The organism is Ruegeria sp. CDSC085, from assembly GCF_059610465.1.
This window is the reverse complement of record NZ_JBXWNR010000013.1, coordinates 57,317-78,169: the sequence shown is the minus strand read 5'-3', so window position 1 is coordinate 78,169 and position 20,853 is coordinate 57,317. Positions and strand designations below refer to the sequence as shown.

Here is a 20,853-nt window from a genome sequence, read left to right as displayed (position 1 = left end):
TCCATCAAGCTAATTCGGCGAGCCTCCCATTGACTGGTAGAGCTCGCTGATGGCTTGGTCCATAACCTTGCTTTCAACTGGAACTTCAACTGCGGTGCCGGATTTTTGCGGCACGTGGAAGAAAACGCGTGCGTCTACTCGATATCCGGCGTTTGTTTTCGTTGATGTAAGGCGCATGACACTTTGAGGAAGATCCTGCGGATGGCCGTCATAGTTCAGAATCAGATAAGCCGTCGCCTTGGGAGGCAGGAATTCACTGCATTCAAAAACTTGATTCCTGGTTTTCTTGAAAGACTCGCCGGGGCCCGAACAACTGGTTTCAAACGTGTCGAACAGGCGCTGAGGGAAGGTTTCAAACTGTGCGCTGCGTGACGCGATGGGCACATCTTGTGGTGCGCACGCCACGATGCAGGCTACCGCCGGGATAGAATGAAACAACTTCATTCGTTTGAGTCTCCTCCCTCTTGGGGGCACCGTTTTGTGCAGGGCGCGGGTCCGTCTGCCCGAACGGTGTTGATTCTCGTTCAGCGTAACCAGCATGCCATTAGTTGATCAAATGCTGATAACTATGCTGGTAAAAACGGGAATTCGTTATGAGACTTCCAAGCGTCGGCGGAAATTTGCCGTGGATGAAGCTGTGGAGGAATCGCAGCCCGCTCGCAGACGGGCTTACACAACTGTCAGGTCAATATAAAAGATTTCAAAAATGACCGAAAAAGGGCGTTGACCTACTATGGGAACATACGTCAAATTGTATGAGCCAACGAGAGTGCCACAATATCTGGTGTTTAAACCGGAAAAGGCAGCGGGCGAGGGTCGGATAAGCACAAGCGATTAACGTGCGGTCGCACTAGCGGCTTTACGCTGTCTCAGGCAGCGAACAGTACCTTTTTGCACGCTTCTCAGGGCGTTGTGGGCGACACCCTGCAACACAAGATTTGGTGTCGGGAATCGAAAATTGAGCTGTATTAACCAGGGCTGCGGACATGAAGATTGAAAGAAAATTCACCAAATCGGATCAGGACGCCTATGCGGAACTGAATTTTGTGTCCGCAACGTCTGAAATCCGAAATCCGGACGGTACAATTGTTTTTCGGCTGGATGACGTCGAAGTCCCTTCCAGCTGGTCGCAGGTCGCAAGCGATGTAATTGCGCAGAAATACTTCCGCAAGGCGGGGGTGCCCACCAAGCTCAAGAAAGTGAAAGAAAAAGATGTTCCCGAATTTCTGTGGCGCTCGGTTCCGGCTGAGGGCGCAGAGTTCGAAGGAGAAACATCGTCGAAGCAAGTGTTCGACCGTCTGGCCGGTGCCTGGGCCTATTGGGGCTGGAAGGGCGGCTATTTCTCGACCGAAGAAGACGCGCGCGCCTATTTTGACGAGATGCGCTATATGCTGGCGACCCAGCGCGCGGCACCGAACTCTCCGCAATGGTTCAACACTGGCCTGCACTGGGCCTATGGCATCGACGGACCGGCGCAGGGGCACCACTATGTCGACTACAAGACCGGCAAGCTGACCAAGTCGAAATCGGCCTATGAACATCCGCAGCCGCATGCCTGCTTCATCCAGTCGGTTGATGACGACCTGGTGAACGAAGGCGGCATCATGGACCTGTGGGTGCGCGAGGCGCGCCTGTTCAAATACGGCTCGGGCACCGGGACCAACTTCAGCCATCTGCGTGCAGAAGGCGAGGCGCTGTCGGGTGGCGGTAAGTCTTCGGGGCTGATGGGCTTTCTCAAGATCGGCGACCGCGCCGCTGGCGCGATCAAATCAGGCGGGACAACCCGTCGGGCAGCAAAGATGGTGATCGTCGATGCAGATCACCCTGACATCGAGAAATTCATCGAATGGAAGGTGATTGAAGAGCAGAAGGTGGCCTCGATCGTTGCCGGATCGAAGATGCACGAGAAGATGCTGAACGGCCTTTTCGAGGCTATCCGCACGTGGGACGGTGCGCAGGAAGATGCCTACGATCCGAAAAAGAACGACGCGTTGAAAACGGCCGTTCGAGAGGCAAAAAAGGTCGCGATCCCGGAAACTTATATCAAACGCGTTCTGGATTACGCCAAGCAGGGCCACGACAGCATCGAGTTCCCGACTTATGATACAGACTGGGATTCGGACGCTTATAGCTCGGTCTCGGGCCAGAACTCGAACAACTCGATCCGCGTGACCAACGCGTTCCTGACTGCTGTCGAGAAAGACGCGGACTGGCAGCTGATCAACCGCACCGATGGCAAAGTCGCAAAGACCGTCAAGGCGCGCGATCTGTGGGAGAAAGTCGGCCATGCGGCATGGGCTTGTGCTGATCCGGGTATCCAGTTTCATGACACCGTTAACGAATGGCACACATGCCCCGAAGATGGTGAGATCCGCGGCTCGAACCCGTGCTCGGAATACATGTTCCTTGACGACACGGCCTGTAATCTGGCGTCGATGAACCTGCTGACCTTCCTCAAGGATGGAGAGTTCCAGGCAGCGGATTATATGCATGCCTCACGCCTGTGGACCCTGACGCTGGAAATCTCGGTGACGATGGCGCAGTTCCCGTCGAAAGAAATTGCGCAACTGTCCTATGACTTCCGCACCTTGGGTCTGGGCTATGCCAATATCGGCGGATTGCTGATGAACATGGGCTACAGCTACGACTCGGACGAGGGTCGGGCGATCTGTGGCGCGCTGACTGCGATCATGACCGGCGTGGCCTATGCGACCTCGGCCGAGATTGCCGGTGAGCTTGGCCCGTTCACAGGCTATGAGCGCAACGCGGACCATATGCTGCGCGTCATCCGCAACCATCGCCGTGCGGCGCAAGGCGTGACAGACGGATACGAGAAACTGGCGGTCAAGCCAGTGCCGCTGGATCATGGCAACTGCCCCGACAAACGTCTGGTCGATTTGGCCATGTCAGCCTGGGATGAGGCGCTGAGCCTTGGTGAGAAGAACGGCTATCGCAACGCGCAGGCCACCGTGATTGCTCCAACCGGCACCATTGGTCTGGTGATGGATTGCGACACCACCGGGATTGAGCCTGACTTTGCACTGGTGAAGTTCAAGAAGCTGGCCGGTGGCGGCTACTTCAAGATCATCAACCGCTCGGTGCCTTCGGCGCTGGAAAAGCTGGGCTATTCCTCGTCGCAGATCGAAGAGATCGTATCCTATGCCGTAGGTCACGGCACCATCGGCAACGCGCCGGGGATCAACCATACCTCGCTGACCGGTCACGGCTTTGGCCCGAATGAACTGGCAAAGGTGGACGCCGCGCTGGAAAGCGCCTTCGACATCCGGTTCGTCTTCAACCAATGGACACTGGGTGAAGATTTCTGCACGGGCGTTCTTGGCATCCCGGCGACCAAACTGAACGATCCGACCTTCGATCTGCTGCGGCATCTGGGCTTTACCCGTGCGGATATCGAGGCAGCCAATGACCACGTTTGCGGAACCATGACACTGGAAGGTGCGCCGCATCTGAAGGAACAGCACTACTCGATCTTCGATTGCGCCAATCCGTGTGGCAAGAAAGGCAAGCGTTTCCTTGGAGTTGACAGTCATATCACCATGATGGCGGCGGCACAGAGCTTCATCTCGGGTGCGATCTCGAAAACGATCAACATGCCGAATGACGCAACCATCGAGGATTGCCAGAAAGCCTATGAACTCAGCTGGTCGTTGGGTGTGAAGGCCAACGCGCTTTATCGTGACGGCTCGAAACTGTCGCAGCCGCTGGCGGCTGCACTGGTCGAGGATGACGACGAGGCGGCAGAAGTGCTGGAAAGCGGTTCGATGCAGGAAAAGGCCGTCGTCCTGGCAGAAAAGGTGATCGAGAAGGTTGTGGTCAAAGAGATCATCCGCAGCCATCGCGAGAAACTGCCGCATCGCCGCAAGGGCTATACCCAGAAGGCAATCGTCGGTGGCCACAAGGTGTACCTGCGCACAGGTGAGTTCGAAGACGGTCAGTTGGGCGAGATTTTCATCGACATGCACAAGGAAGGCGCTGGCTTCCGGGCGATGATGAACAACTTCGCCATCGCCGTGTCGGTTGGCCTGCAATATGGCGTGCCGCTGGAAGAGTTCGTGGATGCGTTCACATTCACCAAGTTCGAACCGGCGGGGATGGTGCAGGGTAACGATTCGATCAAGAATGCGACGTCGATCCTGGATTACATCTTCCGCGAACTGGCCGTGTCCTACCTGGATCGCACCGATCTGGCCCATGTGAAACCCGAGGGCGCTACCTTTGACGATCTGGGTCGCGGTGAAGACGAGGGTGTCTCGAACGTCTCTGAAATCAGCGAAAGTGCCGCGTCCAAGTCATTGGAAGTGCTGAAGCAAATCAGCTCGACTGGGTATCTGCGCAAGCGCTTGCCACAGGATCTGGCTGTGTTCAATGCTGGCCAGGCTGAATTGAATGGCATGGCCGAACCCGCAGCTGGTTTCGAAGAACCGCCAGCCGAAACGGCGGTGGCCACCAGCATGGACGCCCGCACAAAGGCCAAGATGCAGGGTTATGAAGGTGACCCTTGTGGTGAATGCGGAAACTACACGCTGGTGCGCAACGGCACCTGCATGAAGTGCAACACCTGCGGCGCGACAAGCGGGTGTAGCTGAGAACAACGCCCCGGCACCCCGGGGCGTAGGGGTCGGACGCTGTCCTAGGTAACCGACCCCGACGAACACGGAGAAAGGACACATAACTTACCAATTGACCTTTCTCCACTCGGCCGACATGCCAGTGTTGGCCGGGAACAGGGTGGGGCGGAATACTTGCTCCCTCCCACTCTTTCACGGAACGGGTGCGCTCGTTCCATGCGACGTCCAGGCCGCAGGCAAAAAAATACCGGGCGGTCAACGAAATGAGCCTGGATGGCGAAACTGACAGGGGGCTTCGGCCCCCTTTCTTTTTTTGCGCCGAGCTGCTCGGATAAGCGCAGTCTTGCCGGATCAGGCAATGCCTTTCGGGCATGTCCCGCCGAAATGGGTCTGGCGGAGTTTTGCCCGGCGGCGCTTCGCGACTCCGACTCGGTCAAACACGCAAGGATTGGCGCGATTTCCTCCCGATCGCGCAAAACGGGTGACGCGCGTGGCTGTTGCGGTGTTTCTGGGTCCTGTCCGGACGAAGACATAATCAACCTATCCAGGAGGCACCAAAATGAAACCGCAGTATTTGATTGGGATTTCCATCGCTGCTCTGACCCTACCGGGAGTGCTCTCGGCGCAGTCCTCAACCGATGCCAATGGCGATGGCGTTCTGACCATCGAGGAAATCCAGGCCGTGTTGCCCGACGTTGACGCCGACACGTTCTCGGCGATGGACGCAAACGGCGACGGGGCGCTGGACGCTGATGAGGTGGCCGTTGCGCAAGAGGCAGGATTGCTGCCGCCCAGCAACGGGTAAACAAGAAAGGGCGGCCCGACACTCATCGGGCCGCTTTTTCAGATGCTATATCGGCAAGTGAATGTCGAACTTTTCCCGAAGCTCCGCGTCAAGCAGCGGGTCGAACCGGGCCGCTGACGGGGTGGACAGTATCTCTTCCTTGCGGGCAGTTGCCTTTTCAACCAGATCCGGCTTGCCGAGCTCCACCCACTCCTTGGGGGAAGAGCGGTCGCCAAACGTCGGATAGACATAGTCAGCCTGCATCCGGCTGAGGGTTGCATCCGTTCCCAGATAATGACCAGGCCCCCCCATGCATACGGACGCAATCTGATCCAGTGCCAAGGTTTCATCCGTCACTTCGATCCCGCGCACACAGCGCTGTGCCTGACCGATCAGGTCGTCGCTGAGAATGAGGCTTTCAAAGCAGAAACCCAGCAGAGAAGCGTGCATACCAGCGGCCTCATAAACCATGTTCAACCCGGACAACCCCGCCATCACGTTCGAGCACATCTGTTCCCATCCGGCTTGCATGTCAGGCAGCTTCGAATCTGATGCACCGGCTGCTGCGCCTCCTGGCAAATCGTAGAAACGGTGCATCTGGGCACAACCTGCCGTCAACAGGGCTTGTTCACCCGAACCGATGGACATTGCGCCAGTTCGCAGATCAAGGCCAAAAGGCCAGGTGCCAAAAATTGCGGGGGCACCGGGGCTTACGGCATTTACATAAACCAGACCAGCAAGGCATTCCGCTGTCGCCTGGGCGATTGCACCGGCGATTGTCGATGGCGCGGTGGCACCAGCCATCCCGGCTGACAGCAACAGCACCGGCATACCGGCCTTAATGCACTCCTCCATCACTTCACAGCTTTCTGTGGCGAATTTCATCGGCGGGACGACGAAGCAGTTCGAGTTCGAGACAAAAGGGCGCTCGCGATATTTGTCTTCGCCGCCCGCGATCATGTAGATCATCTCCATCGCGGGGGCGACGTGGCTTGGTTCCGTGAAGGACGTGCCGATATGTTTGAACGTTCCCGAGCAACTTGCGTAGATCGTGTTCAGGTCCATTTCCAGGTTGTCGGCGATATCGCGACAGACCATGGGGCGTTGAACAAAGTGAATATTGTCAAGCTGCTGGCAGATGCGTGCGGCATCATGCAGGTCCTGCACGGTTGAATCGCGATATTCACGACCATGAACGTCGACCATGGAAACGGCGGCGCCAGCCGTGCCGTAATGTACTTTGGTACCTGCCAGTTCCAGATCGGTCTTTCCATCGCGGCTGTACAACGTAACCTTGCGGTTCGCTTTTGCGATCGTGTCTTCGACAAGGGCACGGGGAAAGCGGATGCGGCCATCATCACCCAAAATACAGCCTGCACCGACCAAATAGTCGATTCCGCTTTGCGGAGCGTCGGCAAGACCAATAGTCTCAAGTGCTGTCAGGGCGGCCTCGTGGATACGTTCTATCTGGGCCTGTGTCAGGACATTCAGAACGCCGCCTTCCATACCGGGGCGCACGGGGCGCAGATGATCAGGCAATGCAGTGGCACGGGCCGCGCGACGCGCTGCGCGTCCGCCGCTGCGCGAGGTGTTGCGGGATTGGTCGTTCATTTCTTTTTCCGATCGTTGAGAGATGTTTGGGGAACTGGCTAATGGCCGCTTACGGCCGCCCTCTCGCTGCACGCCCCCTGTCCGCACCAATGGTGCGGCTGATCAGGCTGATTTTCCAGTCGTGGTCCGTCATTCCGCCTCTCAACGTTTGGCGCAAGAATTCCAAAACACGGCGACGCATTCTGTTCTGTTTGCGACCTCGACGGAATTTACTTCAGCAAATATCTGCCCAACAAAACTCTGACGGATTTCTGAGACAGATTTTCTCCCGCGATGACTGAAATCTGTTATACTGCATTCACTTACCCTTGAGCTTTACGTGCAGGGAATTGAATTCCGACCAAAGCGATCCCAGTTAATTTTGAACCTAACACATGATCTGAAGCCCGAGCGAAGTTGCGTTGAACCAGACTTTTAAACCTCTTCCTGCCCTGATTGCTGCGGCTCTGATCGTCAGCGCCAGCTCTGGTTTGGCAGAGGATTGGACGGGTGGCTACGTAGGGCTCAGCTTTGGATACGCGGATGCGGATGGACCGGGGGGATCAAGCGGAGATGACACTTCTTTTGGGGCGCATGTAGGCTATGATCAGGACTTCGGGAATTTCGTTCTTGGCGGTGAACTTGAATACAACCGCCTGTCCCTGAACCTAAACCAGTCTCAGGGAAGCCTGGACAGCATGACCCGTTTGAAACTGCGTGGCGGGTACGATTTCGGCAGTGCGCTGGGGTATGTGGTCGTTGGCGCGGCACGGGCCGAAACATCCGTCGATAGCGATACCGCCGCCGTTTACGGAATCGGCATTGCTTATCCGATTGGTGAGAATTTTGTCATCAGCGGTGAAGCGCTGCGGCAAGACTTCGATGATGTTACCCGATCCACCGGTGGCTTGGATTCCAACGTCTTCAATCTGCGTACAACATTCCGTTTCTGACAAACGGTCTATTCTGCTGCGTGCTTCCTCGCAAGTTGTGACGCGAAAGTACAAAGCGTTTTCAGTGCCACTGCAAAGCGTTCATCCTCCACGGTCATGGCAACCCGTATGTGCCCGGTAGCAGCCTTGCCGAAGCTTTCGCCGGGCATGACGGCAATTCTGTGTGCGTTCAGCAGCGCGTTGGCAAACGCGTCCCCCGACAACCCGGTCGCGCGGATATCCAGCATCAGATACATGGCACCCTGCGTAGGTACGAGGCCTACGGTGTTTTGCGAGGCCAGTATATCCATTGCCAGGGCACGTCGACGGCGGAACGGGGCGGCGATCTTTTCTTCCAGTTCAACACCTGCGGTCAGCGCATAACTGGAGGCATCCTGCACGAACCCGGGAACGCCGTAGGTGGTGTGGGTGGCCAGGTTGATCAGATGGCTGATGACCTCCTCGGGGCCGACGACCCATCCACACCGCGACCCGGTCATGGCGTGGGACTTGGACATGGATCCAACCACAAGTGTGCGTTCTGCCATGCCGGGCAGCGTACGCGGAGAAATGTGTTCGCCGTCCCAGACCTGCGTGTCGTAAACCTCATCCGAAATCAGCCAGAGATCGCGCTGCTGGCAGACATCGGCGACCTCCTCCAGCGATTGACGGGAATAGACCACACCGGTCGGATTGTTCGGCGTGTTGATCAACAGCGAAACAGCGCCTTCAGCAGCAGCGTCGATCCACTCGGCTTTGGGCTGGAAAGCGTCTTCAGCGGTGGTTTGAACCGCGCGGGCAACAGCGCCAACGCCCCGAATTGTTCCGGGATAGGTGGCATAGTAAGGGTCGAGGAACAGGCCCACATCACCGGGGTCGCACACGGCCATATGTGACGCGAACAGGGCGGCTTGCCCGCCGGGGGTGATCAGAACGTTCTTCCGCGAGGTCGGAACACCTGTGCGGGTCTGAACCCGTGCGGCAACCGTGTCGCGCAGCAGGTCCGTGCCGGGCACCATCGCGTAACCTGTATGGCCGTTGCGGGCCGAGAGCTCCATCGCCTGAAGAATCGAAGGGTCGGTTCGGGTGTCATGTTCACCGATTGTCAGCTCGGTTACGGCTAGTCCTTCGCTCAGCATCCGGCGGGCGCGGTAAAACACGTCCCAGCCGTCGCTGCCGCCGCCGGTGATCTGCGTGATGCGTTCAGACAATTTCATACCATCGCCCCTGGTTGCCTTGCGCTGAATGGGGCAGAGCAGAAACGGTTTGTCAATCAGCTTCGCGGTGGCAAGGTCGCCTGAAGTTTTTTAGTCAACGACGCGCGAACGAGGTCATATGAAACCGTCAAACGATGGCGCAGCTCGTCTGTTTCGGCATCAAACGGCAGGCGGACCCAGCTACGGTGAAAATAGGGGGCTTTCATTCCGACACCAGCATCGATCACCATCTGCGCCGTTTCAACGTCGGGCGTTTTGACCGACACGCCGTCATTTGCAATTCCGATACAGGCAAACATCTTGCCGCCGATTTTCCAGGCGTCATGCCCGCCGCCCCACAGGTCCGACAGCTCGGCTCCGGGGAGTTCTTTGCAGATGGAATTGACGTAGTTTCGATCCATGACCGGCACTGTGCCGAAGCGTTCGAGTAAACTCAATGCTTGGCTTGAGGGTGACGCCATGATAACCGATGGGACATGAACCCGGTGACCTGCATCATTATCTGCTGCATTACCTGCTGATTTATCAAGCGGGCCGGTTTCTTTCGTTTTCATCCCTGAGACAAGTTGCTAAGCCCGCGCCAACGCGCAAGCCTTTGCTGTTTCCTAGGAGCCCGACCGATGACGACGATCAAGCTGCACAACACGCGGACGCGGACGAAAGAAGACTTCGTACCGATCGATCCTGAAAACGTGCGGATGTATGTCTGTGGTCCGACGGTCTATGACCGCGCGCATCTGGGCAACGCCCGCCCGGTTGTGGTGTTCGACGTTCTTTATCGTCTGTTGCGCCATGTCTACGGCGCAGAACACGTGATCTATGTGCGCAACTTCACCGACGTGGACGATAAAATCAACGCGACCGCCCTCAAGCGCAAGCAGGCCGGGGCCGAAGGAACGCTCGAGCAGTTGGTGCAGGAACGATCTGATGAAACCATCGGCTGGTACCTGCATGATATGGGTGCTTTGGGCACGTTGGAGCCAACCGAAATGCCGCGCGCGACCCAGTACATTGCTCAGATGATCGCAATGATCGAAGATCTGATCGCCAAGGGCCATGCCTATGCCGCCGAAGGCCATGTTCTGTTTGCTGTCGACAGTTGGAAAGAGAGCTACGGAAAACTGTCGGGGCGCTCGGTGGACGACATGATCGCAGGCGCGCGGGTCGAGGTGGCGCCCTACAAGAAGAACCCGATGGATTTTGTTCTGTGGAAACCGTCAACTGATGAACTGCCGGGCTGGGACAGCCCATGGGGGCGGGGACGTCCGGGGTGGCACATCGAATGCTCGGCCATGAGCTATGAGTTGTTGGGCGAGAGTTTTGATATCCACGGTGGCGGAAACGACCTGATGTTCCCGCACCACGAGAACGAGATCGCGCAGAGCAAATGCGCGCATCCGCATGGTGAATTCGCGCGGGTCTGGCTGCACAATGAGATGTTGCAGGTCGAAGGCAAGAAGATGTCCAAATCTCTGGGCAATTTCTTTACCGTGCATGATCTGCTGGAGCAGGGCGTTCCGGGCGAAGTGATCCGGTTCGTTTTTCTGCAGACGCATTATCGCAAGCCGATGGACTGGACCGAGAAGAAGGCCCGTGAGGCAGAGGCGACGCTGCGCAAGTGGCGGGCGCTGACATCAGGCATCGAACCCGCCGCCAGCGCGGCACCTGAAGTGATCGCAGCGCTGAGTGACGACCTGAACTCAGCAGGTGCCATGGCCGAGCTTTACCGTTTGGCTTCAGATGGTAACGCGGCAAGTTTGCTGGCAAGTGCGCAACTGCTAGGTCTGCTATTGCCCGAGATGGGTGATTGGGCGGACACAACGTCTATTGACCTTACCGCCCATGCCGATCGTTTGGCGAACGCGCGCGCCTCTGCGATGCAAAACAAAGACTTCTCGGAAGTTGATCGACTAAAGGCAGCGTATGTTGCAGCGGGGCTTGAGGTCCGGATGAGCAAGGAAGGTGTTGAACTGGTGCCGGGTGCCGGCTTTGATGCCGCCAAGCTGGAGGAGGTCTGATGACCAGAGAACGCCTCTACCTCTATGACACCACCCTGCGTGACGGGCAGCAGACGCAGGGCGTGCAGTTTTCGACCGCTGAAAAAGTACAGATCGCACAGGCGCTGGACGCATTGGGGGTGGATTACATCGAAGGCGGTTGGCCCGGTGCCAACCCCACCGACAGCGCGTTTTTTGACGCCGCCCCAAAGACCGCGGCCCGGTTGACGGCCTTTGGCATGACCAAGCGGGCGGGGCGCTCGGCCGAGAATGACGATGTGCTGGCTGCGGTGATGAATGCGGGAACGCAGGCCGTTTGTCTGGTTGGCAAGTCTCATGACTATCACGTGACCGATGCGCTTGGTATTTCGCTTGAAGAGAACACGGAAAACGTTCGTGCTTCGGTGGCACATATCGTTGCGCAAGGGCGCGAGGCGCTGTTCGATGCGGAACATTTCTTTGACGGGTACAAGGACAACCCGGAATACGCGACCGAAGTTTGCCGTGCGGCACTGGAGGCGGGTGCGAGATGGGTTGTGCTATGCGATACCAACGGTGGCGCGTTGCCGTCCGAGGTCGGGCGGATCGTGTCCGAAGTGATCGCGGCAGGCCTGCCGGGTGAACGGTTGGGTATCCACACCCATAACGACACCGAGAACGCAGTGGCCTGTTCTCTGGCGGCTGTCGAAGCAGGTGCGCGGCAAATTCAGGGAACGCTGAATGGTCTGGGTGAACGTTGTGGCAACGCAAACCTGACGGCGCTGATCCCGACATTGCTGCTGAAAGAACCCTACGCCTCGCAGTTTGCAACAGGCGTCAGCCTTGATGCGTTGGCCGGGCTGACCCGAACCAGCCGCATGTTGGATGATGTTCTGAACCGGGTGCCCAGCAAGCAGGCGGCTTATGTAGGCGCATCGGCCTTCGCGCATAAGGCTGGTTTGCACGCCAGCGCGATCCTCAAGGACCCGTCGACTTATGAACACGTGGACCCGGCGAGCGTTGGCAATGAACGCATCATTCCGATGTCGAACCAGGCTGGCCAGTCGAACCTGCGCAAACGTCTGACCGAAGCAGGGCTGAGCGTTGAATCCGGCGATCCCGCATTGGGCCGCATCCTTGAACGGATCAAGCTCCGTGAAGCTGAAGGGTATTCCTATGACACCGCACAGGCCAGTTTCGAACTGTTGGCGCGGGATGAACTGGGGCAACTGCCAGAATTCTTCGAGGTCAAGCGCTACAAGGTCACTGTTGAGCGTCGGAAGAACAAATACAACAAGATGGTCAGCCTGTCCGAGGCTGTCGTCGTGGTGAAAGTGGACGGTGAAAAGAAACTGTCGGTCAGCGAATCCATGGACGAGTCCGGCAACGACAGGGGGCCTGTGAACGCGCTGGCCAAAGCGTTGGCGAAGGATCTGGGTCAATACTCGCAGGTCCTGTCAGACATGCGCCTTGTCGATTTCAAGGTCCGTATCACCCAGGGCGGGACCGAGGCGGTGACCCGCGTCATCATCGACAGCGAAGACGGTCAGGGGCGGCGCTGGTCGACCGTTGGCGTGAGCGCGAACATAGTTGATGCGTCCTTTGAGGCGCTGCTGGATGCGATCCAGTGGAAACTGGTCCGTGATTGTGATCCGCAAAAGGCAGCGGCCGAGTGAGCGTGGTTTTTGATGACGATGTCAAAGCCTGCGCCGCGCTGGTGCAGCGGGCTGATCCTGACCGGTTCCGCGCGACGATGGCGGCTCCGGTGTCGGCCCGGTCGGTGTTGTTTCCGGTCTATGCGCTGAATGTTGAAGTCGCCCGCGCTCCGTGGGTGACGCAAGAGCCCATGATCGCCGAAATGCGGCTGCAATGGTGGCGCGACGCGTTGCAGGAGATTGCAGAAGGCGCCCCTGTGCGGCGGCATGAGGTGGTGACGCCTCTGTCTCGGGTCCTGTCGCCTCATCTGGCAGGTATTCTGGATGAATTTGTCGCCGTAAGGCGTTGGGATATATATAAGGACCCGTTTGAGGATCAGGAGCATTTTGACGCCTATATCCAACACAGTTCCGGGTCGCTTTTCGTGGCCTCAGCGCAGGCGCTGGGTGCGGCGGAGGAAAGCGTGCTGCGCGACTTCGGGTACGGAGTCGGTGTGGCAAATTGGTTCCGCGCCATTCCCGAACTGGAAAAGCGGGGTCGTGTACCTTTGCTTGATGGCACGACGGGTGGCGTTCAGCAATTGGCACAAACCGCCTTGGATCGATTGCGCAATGCACGATCAAACCGAGGCGAGATAGCGCCTGAGGCGCGTCCCGCGCTGTATGCGGGCTGGCTGGCGGAACGGGTTCTGAAGCAGGCCATCGCCCAGCCCCAGCGGGTGGCGGCAGGAACGCTTGAACCAGGCGAAATGCGTCAGCGCCTGTCCCTGATGTGGACCGTCGGCAGCGGGCGCTGGTGATCAGACGCTTTCGGGATCGGCCGGGCGCAGAACCAGCCACAGCAATGCGCCACCTGCCAGTGTCAGCAAGGGGATCATGGCAAGGTTAACAGCATTCCACCCCTCGATCGCGGATCCGCCCGAGCAGTTCATCAACCCACCCGAGGCCAGCGATGCAAGTGTCACACCGCCAAACACCAGCAGGTCATTGAGGCCCTGCATCCGACCACGCTCTTGCGGTTCATGAGATGCGGCCAGCATCGTGGTCGCGCCGATAAAGCCGAAATTCCAACCAATGCCCAGAAGGACGAGGGCAACAAAAAAGTTTCCCAATTCAACGCCTTGCAGCGCAACCACTCCTGATGCGGCAAGTATGGCCAGGCCCAGAGCGACGATCTTTTCAACGCCAAACCGGGCGATCAGGTGCCCGGTGAAGAAGCTGGGAACATACATTGCCAGCACGTGACTTGTCACGATATCCGCCGCGTCATTGGCCGAAAACCCACATCCGACAACCGCAAGCGGTGTCGAGGTCATGACAAGATTCATCAGCGCATAAGACACCATGGCACAGATGATCGCGACGGCAATGCGGGGCGTTTTCAACAGCTCGATCCGTGACCGCCCCTTGGGTTCATCAGCCGCAGGTTTCGCAGGCGTCGGAATGTCGAGAAAGAAGAACAGCACCGAACCCAGAACGTTGATGCCGATTACGGCCATATATGTACCCAGAAAAGGGATGACGTAAGCTTCAGACGTCAGCTTCACGATCTGAGGCCCAATGATGGCGGCCGCCAATCCGCCCGCCATGACATATGAAATCGCCTTGGGGCGGAAATCGTCTGAAGCGGTGTCTGCTGCTGCAAAGCGATAGAACCCGTGTGCGCTCATATAGATGCCGGTCAGCAGGCTGCCGACCAGAAAGATGGGGAAGGAACCAAGGAACAGGCCATAAGCTCCGATCAATCCGCCCAAAGCGCCGGCGGTTGCCCCGACAAGAAACCCCACGCGGCGGCCCCATTTTTGCATGATGGCCGAGATCGGCGTGGCCGCCAGCATCGATCCCAGAACGATCAGGGATATCGGCAGGGTCGCCAAACAGGGGTTCGAAGCCAGCGACTGACCTGCAAGTCCGCCAACGATGAACATCATGGGCATCTGCGCGCCCAGTATGGCTTGGGCAGCCACCAGCACGGCCACATTGCGTTTGGCCTGCCGGTCGTCCGGAAGGGTTGAAATCATGGTCATGGGCGAATGGTTATCGGCTAAGTGTTTGCGGCACAAGCGGGTTGCATCTGCGTCACATGCGCCTAACGTGCCCGAGATAGCAGAGCAGGGAGGCCGCATGTCCGCAGGCCGCATCATCGAAACACCGGACTGTGTTGCCGAAGGGGCCGAATGGCTGGCCCAATCCTGTCCGCGAATGGCCTACGCGATGGATCAGACCGGCCCGTTGCCGCTGCGCCGCCGCCCTGACGGGTTTGCGCAATTGCTGAGTGCAATTGTCAGCCAGCAGGTGAGTGTGGCTTCGGCCAATGCGATCTGGAAACGGCTTCGGGATGCCAAGCTGACCGGCCCGCGCAAGATCCTGTGGGCGACGGATGATGATCTGCGGGCCGTTGGCCTGAGCCGTCAGAAGATCCGATATGCGCGGGCTCTGGCCGAGGCACGCATCGACTATAAGGCGTTGCGCGATGCAACTGACGCAGATGTCGTCGCTACTTTGACGCAAGTATCGGGAATCGGTGTCTGGACAGCCGAAATCTATGCCATGTTCTCGCTGGGTCGCGCAGATGTCATCGCACCCGGTGATCTGGCCCTGCAAGAGGCGGCGCGCATCCTCTATGACCTGCCTGAACGTCCGACAGACAAGGAACTGCGCAAAATGGCCGAGGCCTGGTCGCCCTGGCGTTCGGTTGCGGCGCGGGTTCTGTGGGCCTATTACCGGGTTGCAAAGCAAAGAGAAGGGATCAGATGACACGGGTTTTGAATGCGCTCCGGAAAGAGCCTGTTTCGGGAGACACGCGCTCGGTCGTGGTGTTCGTGCATGGCTATGGCGCAAACGGTGCCGATCTGCTGGGTTTGGCCGATCCGCTGGGCGAGCATCTGCCTGACACATTGTTCGTGGCCCCGGACGCGCCCGAGCAGATCCCCGGAATGCCCAATGGGTATCAGTGGTTCCCGATCCCTTGGATCGATGGGTCTTCCGAGGATGAGGCCCGCCGTGGTATGGAAATGGCTGTCGAGGACTTCAACGCCTTTCTGGACGCGCTGATGGTGGACGAAGATGTGCTGCCCGAACAGGTTGTTCTGTTTGGTTTCAGCCAGGGCACGATGATGAGCCTGCATGTCGCACCACGCCGGGAAGATCCCGTGGCCGGGGTTGTAGCCTTTTCAGGCCGTTTGCTGGAGCCCGATATGCTGCCGGATGAAACCGTCAGCCAGATGCCTGTCTTGCTGGTGCATGGCGACGCTGATGACGTTGTCCCGCCTCAATCATTGCCGGAAGCGGCCGAAGCCTTGCAAGCTGCTGGTTTCAAAGAGGTCTATGCCCATGTCATGAAAGGCACGGGGCACGGTATCGCGCCGGATGGGCTCAGCGTGGCGCTGGCCTTCATGCGCGACAAACTGAGCTTGTAAAAGTGATCGTCGTGCGACCAATGATGCGGGAGGATGTGGCCGAAGCGTGCCGCATCCTCAATCAGGTCATCGAGATTGGAGGCACAACCGCGTTCGAAGTTCCGTTTTCCGAGCCCTTGTTCGCGCAAAGCTATCTGGAAGGCTTGGATAAGATATGCTGCCACGTTGGCTTGGATGAACAGGGTGACGTGGTTGGCTTTCAGTGGTTGGGTACGCATGACACGTTGCCTGAGGATTGCGCGGACATCGCCACGTTCACACGTCGCAGACCCGCACTTCGTGGTGCTGGACGTGCCCTGTTTCGGGAAACGATCAAAACGGCCGCCGCATTGGGGATTCGTGCAATCAATGCAACAATCCGGGCCGATAATATTTCGGGTCTAAGTTATTATGAAAAAATGGGTTTCCGGGATTACTCGATCGCTTATGGAGTGCCGTTGCGTGATGGCACGCCGGTAAACAGAATCTCGAAACGGTTTGAACAGGTTCAGTCCCACAAGTGACCTTCGGCGAACTCTACCGAGTTTCCGGCCGGATCGCGCACATACAAGGAACTTACGCCTCCGGGCCAGTCAAACTCGGCGTCTACCGGAATATTCCAGTCCAGAAGGTGTTTGCGCATCGCCGCGATGTCCTCACGCGACAGCACAAAACACACATGTCCGGGGCCGCGCGCACCATGAGGCGGAACGGGCATGTCGGGGCTGAGGGGCGGTTGTTCGGTCTTGTCGGGATTAAAAATCAGCAACACCGATCCGCCGATGCGATAGAAAACATGGCGATCAGCAACACGTTGAATACGCTCCAGCCCAAGAACTTCACCGTAAAACTGTTCTGCCGCGTCCAGATCGTCGACGTAGAGCGCCGCTTCAAGAATGGCCGACGGGGCCGGGATGTCAGGCGTTATCTTCATGACCCCAGTTTAGCAGATCAGGGCAGGGTCTGTCACCGGCGCGGGCGACGGTCGCGCTTGCGTTGCGGGGCCGCGTTCAGCGTCGGCATTGGCAGACTGTCCCAGTGCCCAGGTTCAAGATCATCCAGGGTCCAGTCTCCGATGCGGTACCGGATCAGGCGCAGGGTCGGCAGGCCAACTGCCGCCGTCATCCGCCGCACCTGTCGGTTCTTGCCCTCGCGGATGGTCAGTTCAAGCCAACTGTCCGGCACGGTCTTGCGGTCGCGGATCGGTGGGGTTCGGGGCCAGAGCGCCACGGGCTCGTCGATCTGGCAGGCCTTGGCAGGGCGGGTCAGGCCGTCCTTCAATTCGACCCCGTTTCGAAGCGTTTTCAGGGCAGCCTCGTCGGGGATGCCTTCGACCTGAACCCAGTAGGTCTTGGGCATCTTGTGCTTTGGGTCCGAAATCTGTGATTGCAGCCTTCCATGATCCGTTAGCAGCATCAAACCTTCACTGTCACGGTCCAACCTTCCCGCCGGATAGACACCGGGCAGATCGATGAAATCGGACAGCGTGCTGCGTGGGCTATCCGCATTGGCGCGGTCCGTGAACTGCGGCAGCACGTCATATGGTTTGTTGAAGCGAATGAACCAGGACATGACCCGCGCATAGCCCGAAGGGCGCCCCCGGCGCAAGCTGTGGATAACTGTCATGTGCCTGTTACGGATTCGCTTTACCCAGTCTGCGACATATTGTGGAAACTCAGGGCTTGTCAGAGCTTTAACACGATATATAGTTATTAAAAGACCGGGGCGGGTGCTCCCCGCTCTGGTGTCACAAACAGGCAGCTGAGAGCGAGGAGCGATTCTGTGATGGACGGAGACTTCAGGACCGAATTTGTAAGGGAGCCGGGTACGCTCAAACAACACCCAGCCCTGGTTTTGAACGCCGATTATCGCCCCTTGTCCTATTACCCGCTGTCACTGTGGCCCTGGCAAGAAGCGATCAAGGCCGCCTGGTTGGACAGGGTGGATATCGTGGCTGAATATGACGAAGTCGTTCGCAGTCCGAGCACCGAAATCCGAATACCTTCGGTCGTTGTTTTGAAAGACTATGTAAAACCCAGAAAGCGCGTGGCCTTCACGCGCTTTAATTTATTTTTACGGGATGAATTCCGCTGCCAGTACTGCGGCAGCCGGGACAACCTGACCTTCGATCATGTGGTGCCGCGGGCCGCCGGTGGTGTGACCAGTTGGCAGAACGTGGTGGCGGCGTGCAGCCCGTGCAACCTGCGCAAAGGATCAAAATCGCTGCGCCAGGCCCGGATGACCTTACGCAAGCCGCCGCGCCAACCTGATGCCGAAGCGCTGCGCAATATCGGACGGAAATTCCCACCGAACCACCTGCATGAAAGTTGGATCGATTTTCTTTACTGGGATGCAGAGTTGGATCAGTTCTAAACCGCCCGGGATTTCCACGCGGCCAGCCAGATCAGCACCAGTATGGCAGAAGCAACGGCGTTCCAACCTGCCATCGAGATGCCGAACATCTCCCAAGGGATGTCATCGCAACGCACCAAAGGCGCGGACATGATTTGATCGAACAGATCGTCAGTGGACAGGCCGCTGATGCTACCCGATGTGCAGCTGCTTGGACCTTCCCACCAGCCTTGCTCGACTCCGGCGTGAAATGCACCCACAGCCGAAGTCGCCGCCGCAGCTGCCGCGCCCAGCAAAGGCAGGAATCGCAGCCTGGGCAACACCAGCGCCACTGCGCCAATCGCGATGGCCACCGCATGAGGATAGCGCTGCCAGATGCACATTTTACATGGTGCAAGCCCGCCCAGATGCTGAAAGCCAAAAGCGGCCAGAAGAAGGGCCAATGATCCAAGACTTGCCAGTGCGACAAGTTGCGAACGTCTTGTCATAAGTATTTCACCACCAGAAATCCGCCAAACAGGAGGATGATGAACAGAGTGAACATTAGCCCCAGGCGCTTTTCGATGAAATCGCGTATCGGCTCACCGAATCTCCAGAGCAGGCCTGCGACAAGGAAGAACCTCAAGGCGCGGGCCAGAATCGAGGTCGCTATGAAGGTTCCAATCGGCATGCCGGTCCAGCCGGACATAATGGTGATGACCTTGTAGGGAAAGGGGGTCACACCAGCGGCCAGAACGGCCCAGAATCCGAAGTCGTTGAAACGGGTATTGAATTCTTCCATGGCATGGGCTTTCCCCATGGATTCCAGAATGGGCTGCCCGATGCTTTCATAGAAAAACGCACCAATCGCATAACCCAGCATGCCACCCAGAACCGAAGCCACCAGCGCCACAGTTGCGATCAACCATGCCCGGGACGGGCGGGCCAGAATCATCGGAATCATCAACACATCCGGAGGGATCGGAAAAAACGAACTTTCGATGAAAGCCACGATGGCCAGCGCCCACAGCGCGTGAGGGTGTTCGGCCAGACGAATGGTCCAGTCATAAAGCGATCGTAACATAAAGCACTCAAATCCCGTTCTCGGTCTGGAGCTAAGCCAAACCATGCGCCTGACGGACCGTCAACAGCCGAGGTTGAAACAAATGGATTATTGGATGGTTTTTGCCTCTGGACCTTCGCTTGGATGAGCGCTAATTCAGTGTCCGTGGCCCAAGTGGCGGAATGGTAGACGCAGGGGATTCAAAATCCCCCGGTAGTGATACCGTGCCGGTTCGAGTCCGGCCTTGGGTACCAAAGTAAAAACAGAGGGTTAGGGGAACCTACCCTCTGTTTTTTCTTTTCGGGGTTTTGGCTTGCTCACACTTTCGACTTAAACTCTCACGTTCTGACCCCGTTCTGTTCCGGCAGCAAAAAGTGATTGTTCAATCGTGAGTCGTTGATCTCAAGTACGATTATGCGTGGTATGTCCTGCGAATTTGAAGCGAAGTGAAGACAGGCTGGTCATCAAGCTAACCTTCGCTGCAGGTGCTAAGTCAACTTCTTGAGCTCAAGTCGTCAATGAAATCCGAGACCGATGAGCTTTTTCAGCGAGCCCAGGCGCGGACATTCAGAAACGCCAAAGGCATCCGATTGTGATCTACGGTTTTAATGGAGAACAAAGGTTTCGTGGTGTTCTTGTCCCAACCTAATCACTCTCGTAATCAAGAAGATCTTCATAAGAATAGACTGAGGAGATTTCGCCCTCGAGACCCGAAACAAAATTGGGGTCTTTCGGCAAGCATCCGATATCGCAGATTTGTCGTACTTCCATTCGCTCCGTATCAACGTACCACAAGCGTCCGCCAGGCGTTGCTACAAAGCCGTCGATACCTTCATCTTCGTCTGCCTCAATGTCGGCAACGCTCGGAACTTCAGCACTGTATTCTGGGTCAAACCCCCCGTGCGTGTGGTAAGACAAGACAAGTGCCATGCCATCTTCATCTTGATCCCAAACGCAACTTTCATTGTCACCCGGCTGAGCTGCGGTGGCAACGAGTTTTCCGGCTGCATCATATGCAAGGTAGCCACAATATTCTGTGTCATTTTTGAACGAAATGCCCTGCAGGCTGGACAATGTCGCTTTCGCCAAGCTGATTTCTTCCTGTGATTGGGCCATGACGGCCACGGGCGACCAGAGTGTCAAAACCGCAATTACCGTACGAAAACAACACGTGGCATCACGCATATTGCTGGCAAGACCAAAATGATAAGCCGCGAACGGAATGCAAAGAACCAATAAAACAGTAAAAGTAATCTCGATCATATTTCCCCCCTATTTTCAAAACCCTACAATCCGCGCGGTTTGGAACTGCGAAGGC

20 protein-coding genes and 1 tRNA gene are annotated in these 20,853 nt (G+C 57.4%); 11 read left to right on the top strand and 10 right to left on the bottom strand.

The window, feature by feature from the left end; all coding sequences use genetic code 11:
- Window positions 1–9: 9 nt before the first annotated feature.
- Window positions 10–444 carry a hypothetical protein gene (locus AC2FJB_RS17035; RefSeq protein ID WP_496719630.1) on the bottom strand — a complete coding sequence of 145 codons (435 nt, stop codon included), beginning with the start codon at window positions 442–444 and terminating at the stop codon, window positions 10–12.
- A 542-nt stretch (window positions 445–986) separates the two neighbouring features.
- On the opposite strand from AC2FJB_RS17035, the gene AC2FJB_RS17030 reads away from it, so the two are divergent.
- Window positions 987–4,607, top strand: coding sequence for a vitamin B12-dependent ribonucleotide reductase (locus AC2FJB_RS17030; RefSeq protein WP_496719632.1), 3,621 nt, complete (start codon window positions 987–989; stop codon window positions 4,605–4,607).
- Between the two features lie 541 nt (window positions 4,608–5,148).
- Window positions 5,149–5,394, top strand: a complete 246-nt coding sequence (locus tag AC2FJB_RS17025; protein ID WP_117868858.1) for an EF-hand domain-containing protein — start codon at window positions 5,149–5,151, stop codon at window positions 5,392–5,394.
- A 45-nt stretch (window positions 5,395–5,439) separates the two neighbouring features.
- Here AC2FJB_RS17025 and AC2FJB_RS17020 read toward each other — a convergent pair whose 3' ends face one another.
- Complete coding sequence (locus AC2FJB_RS17020) at window positions 5,440–6,984, bottom strand: trimethylamine methyltransferase family protein (RefSeq protein WP_496719635.1); 1,545 nt, start codon at window positions 6,982–6,984, stop codon at window positions 5,440–5,442.
- Window positions 6,985–7,385: 401 nt separating this feature from the next.
- Here AC2FJB_RS17020 and AC2FJB_RS17015 point away from each other — a divergent pair, with 401 nt between their 5' ends.
- Window positions 7,386–7,916: an outer membrane protein gene (locus AC2FJB_RS17015; protein WP_299893618.1), complete on the top strand. Its 531-nt coding sequence runs from the start codon at window positions 7,386–7,388 to the stop codon at window positions 7,914–7,916.
- Between the two features lie 8 nt (window positions 7,917–7,924).
- On the opposite strand, the gene AC2FJB_RS17010 is transcribed toward AC2FJB_RS17015, so the two are convergent.
- Together AC2FJB_RS17010 and AC2FJB_RS17005 are read right to left on the bottom strand one after the other, a co-directional pair.
- Complete coding sequence (locus AC2FJB_RS17010; RefSeq protein WP_496719637.1) at window positions 7,925–9,112, bottom strand: pyridoxal phosphate-dependent aminotransferase; 1,188 nt, start codon at window positions 9,110–9,112, stop codon at window positions 7,925–7,927.
- Window positions 9,113–9,168: 56 nt separating this feature from the next.
- The gene (locus tag AC2FJB_RS17005; protein ID WP_496719639.1) at window positions 9,169–9,666 is read right to left on the bottom strand and encodes an MmcQ/YjbR family DNA-binding protein; all 498 of its coding nucleotides are present in this window, start codon (window positions 9,664–9,666) and stop codon (window positions 9,169–9,171) included.
- A 66-nt stretch (window positions 9,667–9,732) separates the two neighbouring features.
- On the opposite strand from AC2FJB_RS17005, the gene cysS reads away from it, so the two are divergent.
- From cysS to AC2FJB_RS16990, 3 genes are read left to right on the top strand one after another with little or no spacing between them, the layout of a single operon-like run.
- Window positions 9,733–11,130, top strand: coding sequence for a cysteine--tRNA ligase (cysS, locus tag AC2FJB_RS17000; RefSeq protein ID WP_496719641.1), 1,398 nt, complete (start codon window positions 9,733–9,735; stop codon window positions 11,128–11,130).
- Window positions 11,130–12,764, top strand: coding sequence for a citramalate synthase (cimA, locus tag AC2FJB_RS16995; RefSeq protein WP_170344166.1), 1,635 nt, complete (start codon window positions 11,130–11,132; stop codon window positions 12,762–12,764). Before cysS ends, cimA begins: the two co-directional genes overlap by 1 nt.
- Before the next feature lie 2 nt (window positions 12,765–12,766).
- On the top strand, window positions 12,767–13,543 hold the full coding sequence (locus AC2FJB_RS16990) for a phytoene/squalene synthase family protein (RefSeq protein WP_170344735.1): 777 nt from the start codon (window positions 12,767–12,769) through the stop codon (window positions 13,541–13,543).
- On the opposite strand, the gene AC2FJB_RS16985 is transcribed toward AC2FJB_RS16990, so the two are convergent.
- A complete protein-coding gene (locus tag AC2FJB_RS16985) occupies window positions 13,544–14,770 on the bottom strand; it encodes an MFS transporter (RefSeq protein ID WP_257600792.1) in 1,227 nt (408 codons plus the stop codon). It lies immediately after the preceding gene.
- Between the two features lie 97 nt (window positions 14,771–14,867).
- Between AC2FJB_RS16985 and AC2FJB_RS16980 the strand changes: the two genes are divergently transcribed.
- Genes AC2FJB_RS16980 through AC2FJB_RS16970 form a run of 3 tightly spaced genes read left to right on the top strand, consistent with a single transcriptional unit; the run spans window position 14,868 to window position 16,665 of the window.
- Window positions 14,868–15,500 (top strand): DNA-3-methyladenine glycosylase family protein, encoded by a 633-nt coding sequence (locus tag AC2FJB_RS16980; RefSeq protein ID WP_257600791.1) that lies wholly within the window; start codon window positions 14,868–14,870, stop codon window positions 15,498–15,500.
- A complete protein-coding gene (locus tag AC2FJB_RS16975) occupies window positions 15,497–16,162 on the top strand; it encodes an alpha/beta hydrolase (RefSeq protein WP_299893606.1) in 666 nt (221 codons plus the stop codon). The genes AC2FJB_RS16980 and AC2FJB_RS16975 overlap by 4 nt, the downstream gene beginning before the upstream one ends.
- Before the next feature lie 20 nt (window positions 16,163–16,182).
- Window positions 16,183–16,665 carry a GNAT family N-acetyltransferase gene (locus AC2FJB_RS16970; protein WP_496719712.1) on the top strand — a complete coding sequence of 161 codons (483 nt, stop codon included), beginning with the start codon at window positions 16,183–16,185 and terminating at the stop codon, window positions 16,663–16,665.
- On the opposite strand, the gene AC2FJB_RS16965 is transcribed toward AC2FJB_RS16970, so the two are convergent.
- Together AC2FJB_RS16965 and AC2FJB_RS16960 are read right to left on the bottom strand one after the other, a co-directional pair.
- The gene (locus AC2FJB_RS16965; RefSeq protein WP_496719645.1) at window positions 16,650–17,075 is read right to left on the bottom strand and encodes a VOC family protein; all 426 of its coding nucleotides are present in this window, start codon (window positions 17,073–17,075) and stop codon (window positions 16,650–16,652) included. The two genes, AC2FJB_RS16970 and AC2FJB_RS16965, sit on opposite strands and share 16 nt — an antisense overlap.
- Window positions 17,076–17,107: 32 nt before the next feature.
- Window positions 17,108–17,713, bottom strand: coding sequence for an rRNA large subunit pseudouridine synthase E (locus AC2FJB_RS16960; RefSeq protein WP_496719714.1), 606 nt, complete (start codon window positions 17,711–17,713; stop codon window positions 17,108–17,110).
- A gap of 213 nt (window positions 17,714–17,926) precedes the next feature.
- Here AC2FJB_RS16960 and AC2FJB_RS16955 point away from each other — a divergent pair, with 213 nt between their 5' ends.
- On the top strand, window positions 17,927–18,514 hold the full coding sequence (locus AC2FJB_RS16955) for an HNH endonuclease (RefSeq protein ID WP_117868868.1): 588 nt from the start codon (window positions 17,927–17,929) through the stop codon (window positions 18,512–18,514).
- On the opposite strand, the gene AC2FJB_RS16950 is transcribed toward AC2FJB_RS16955, so the two are convergent.
- Window positions 18,511–18,981: a disulfide bond formation protein B gene (locus AC2FJB_RS16950; protein ID WP_117868869.1), complete on the bottom strand. Its 471-nt coding sequence runs from the start codon at window positions 18,979–18,981 to the stop codon at window positions 18,511–18,513. The two genes, AC2FJB_RS16955 and AC2FJB_RS16950, sit on opposite strands and share 4 nt — an antisense overlap.
- On the bottom strand, window positions 18,978–19,556 hold the full coding sequence (locus tag AC2FJB_RS16945; RefSeq protein WP_117868870.1) for a YqaA family protein: 579 nt from the start codon (window positions 19,554–19,556) through the stop codon (window positions 18,978–18,980). The genes AC2FJB_RS16950 and AC2FJB_RS16945 overlap by 4 nt, the downstream gene beginning before the upstream one ends.
- A 147-nt stretch (window positions 19,557–19,703) precedes the next feature.
- Here AC2FJB_RS16945 and AC2FJB_RS16940 point away from each other — a divergent pair.
- Window positions 19,704–19,789 (top strand) — tRNA-Leu (locus AC2FJB_RS16940).
- A 391-nt stretch (window positions 19,790–20,180) separates the two neighbouring features.
- On the opposite strand, the gene AC2FJB_RS16935 is transcribed toward AC2FJB_RS16940, so the two are convergent.
- Window positions 20,181–20,798 carry a DUF4329 domain-containing protein gene (locus tag AC2FJB_RS16935; protein WP_496719647.1) on the bottom strand — a complete coding sequence of 206 codons (618 nt, stop codon included), beginning with the start codon at window positions 20,796–20,798 and terminating at the stop codon, window positions 20,181–20,183.
- Window positions 20,799–20,853: the final 55 nt, after the last annotated feature.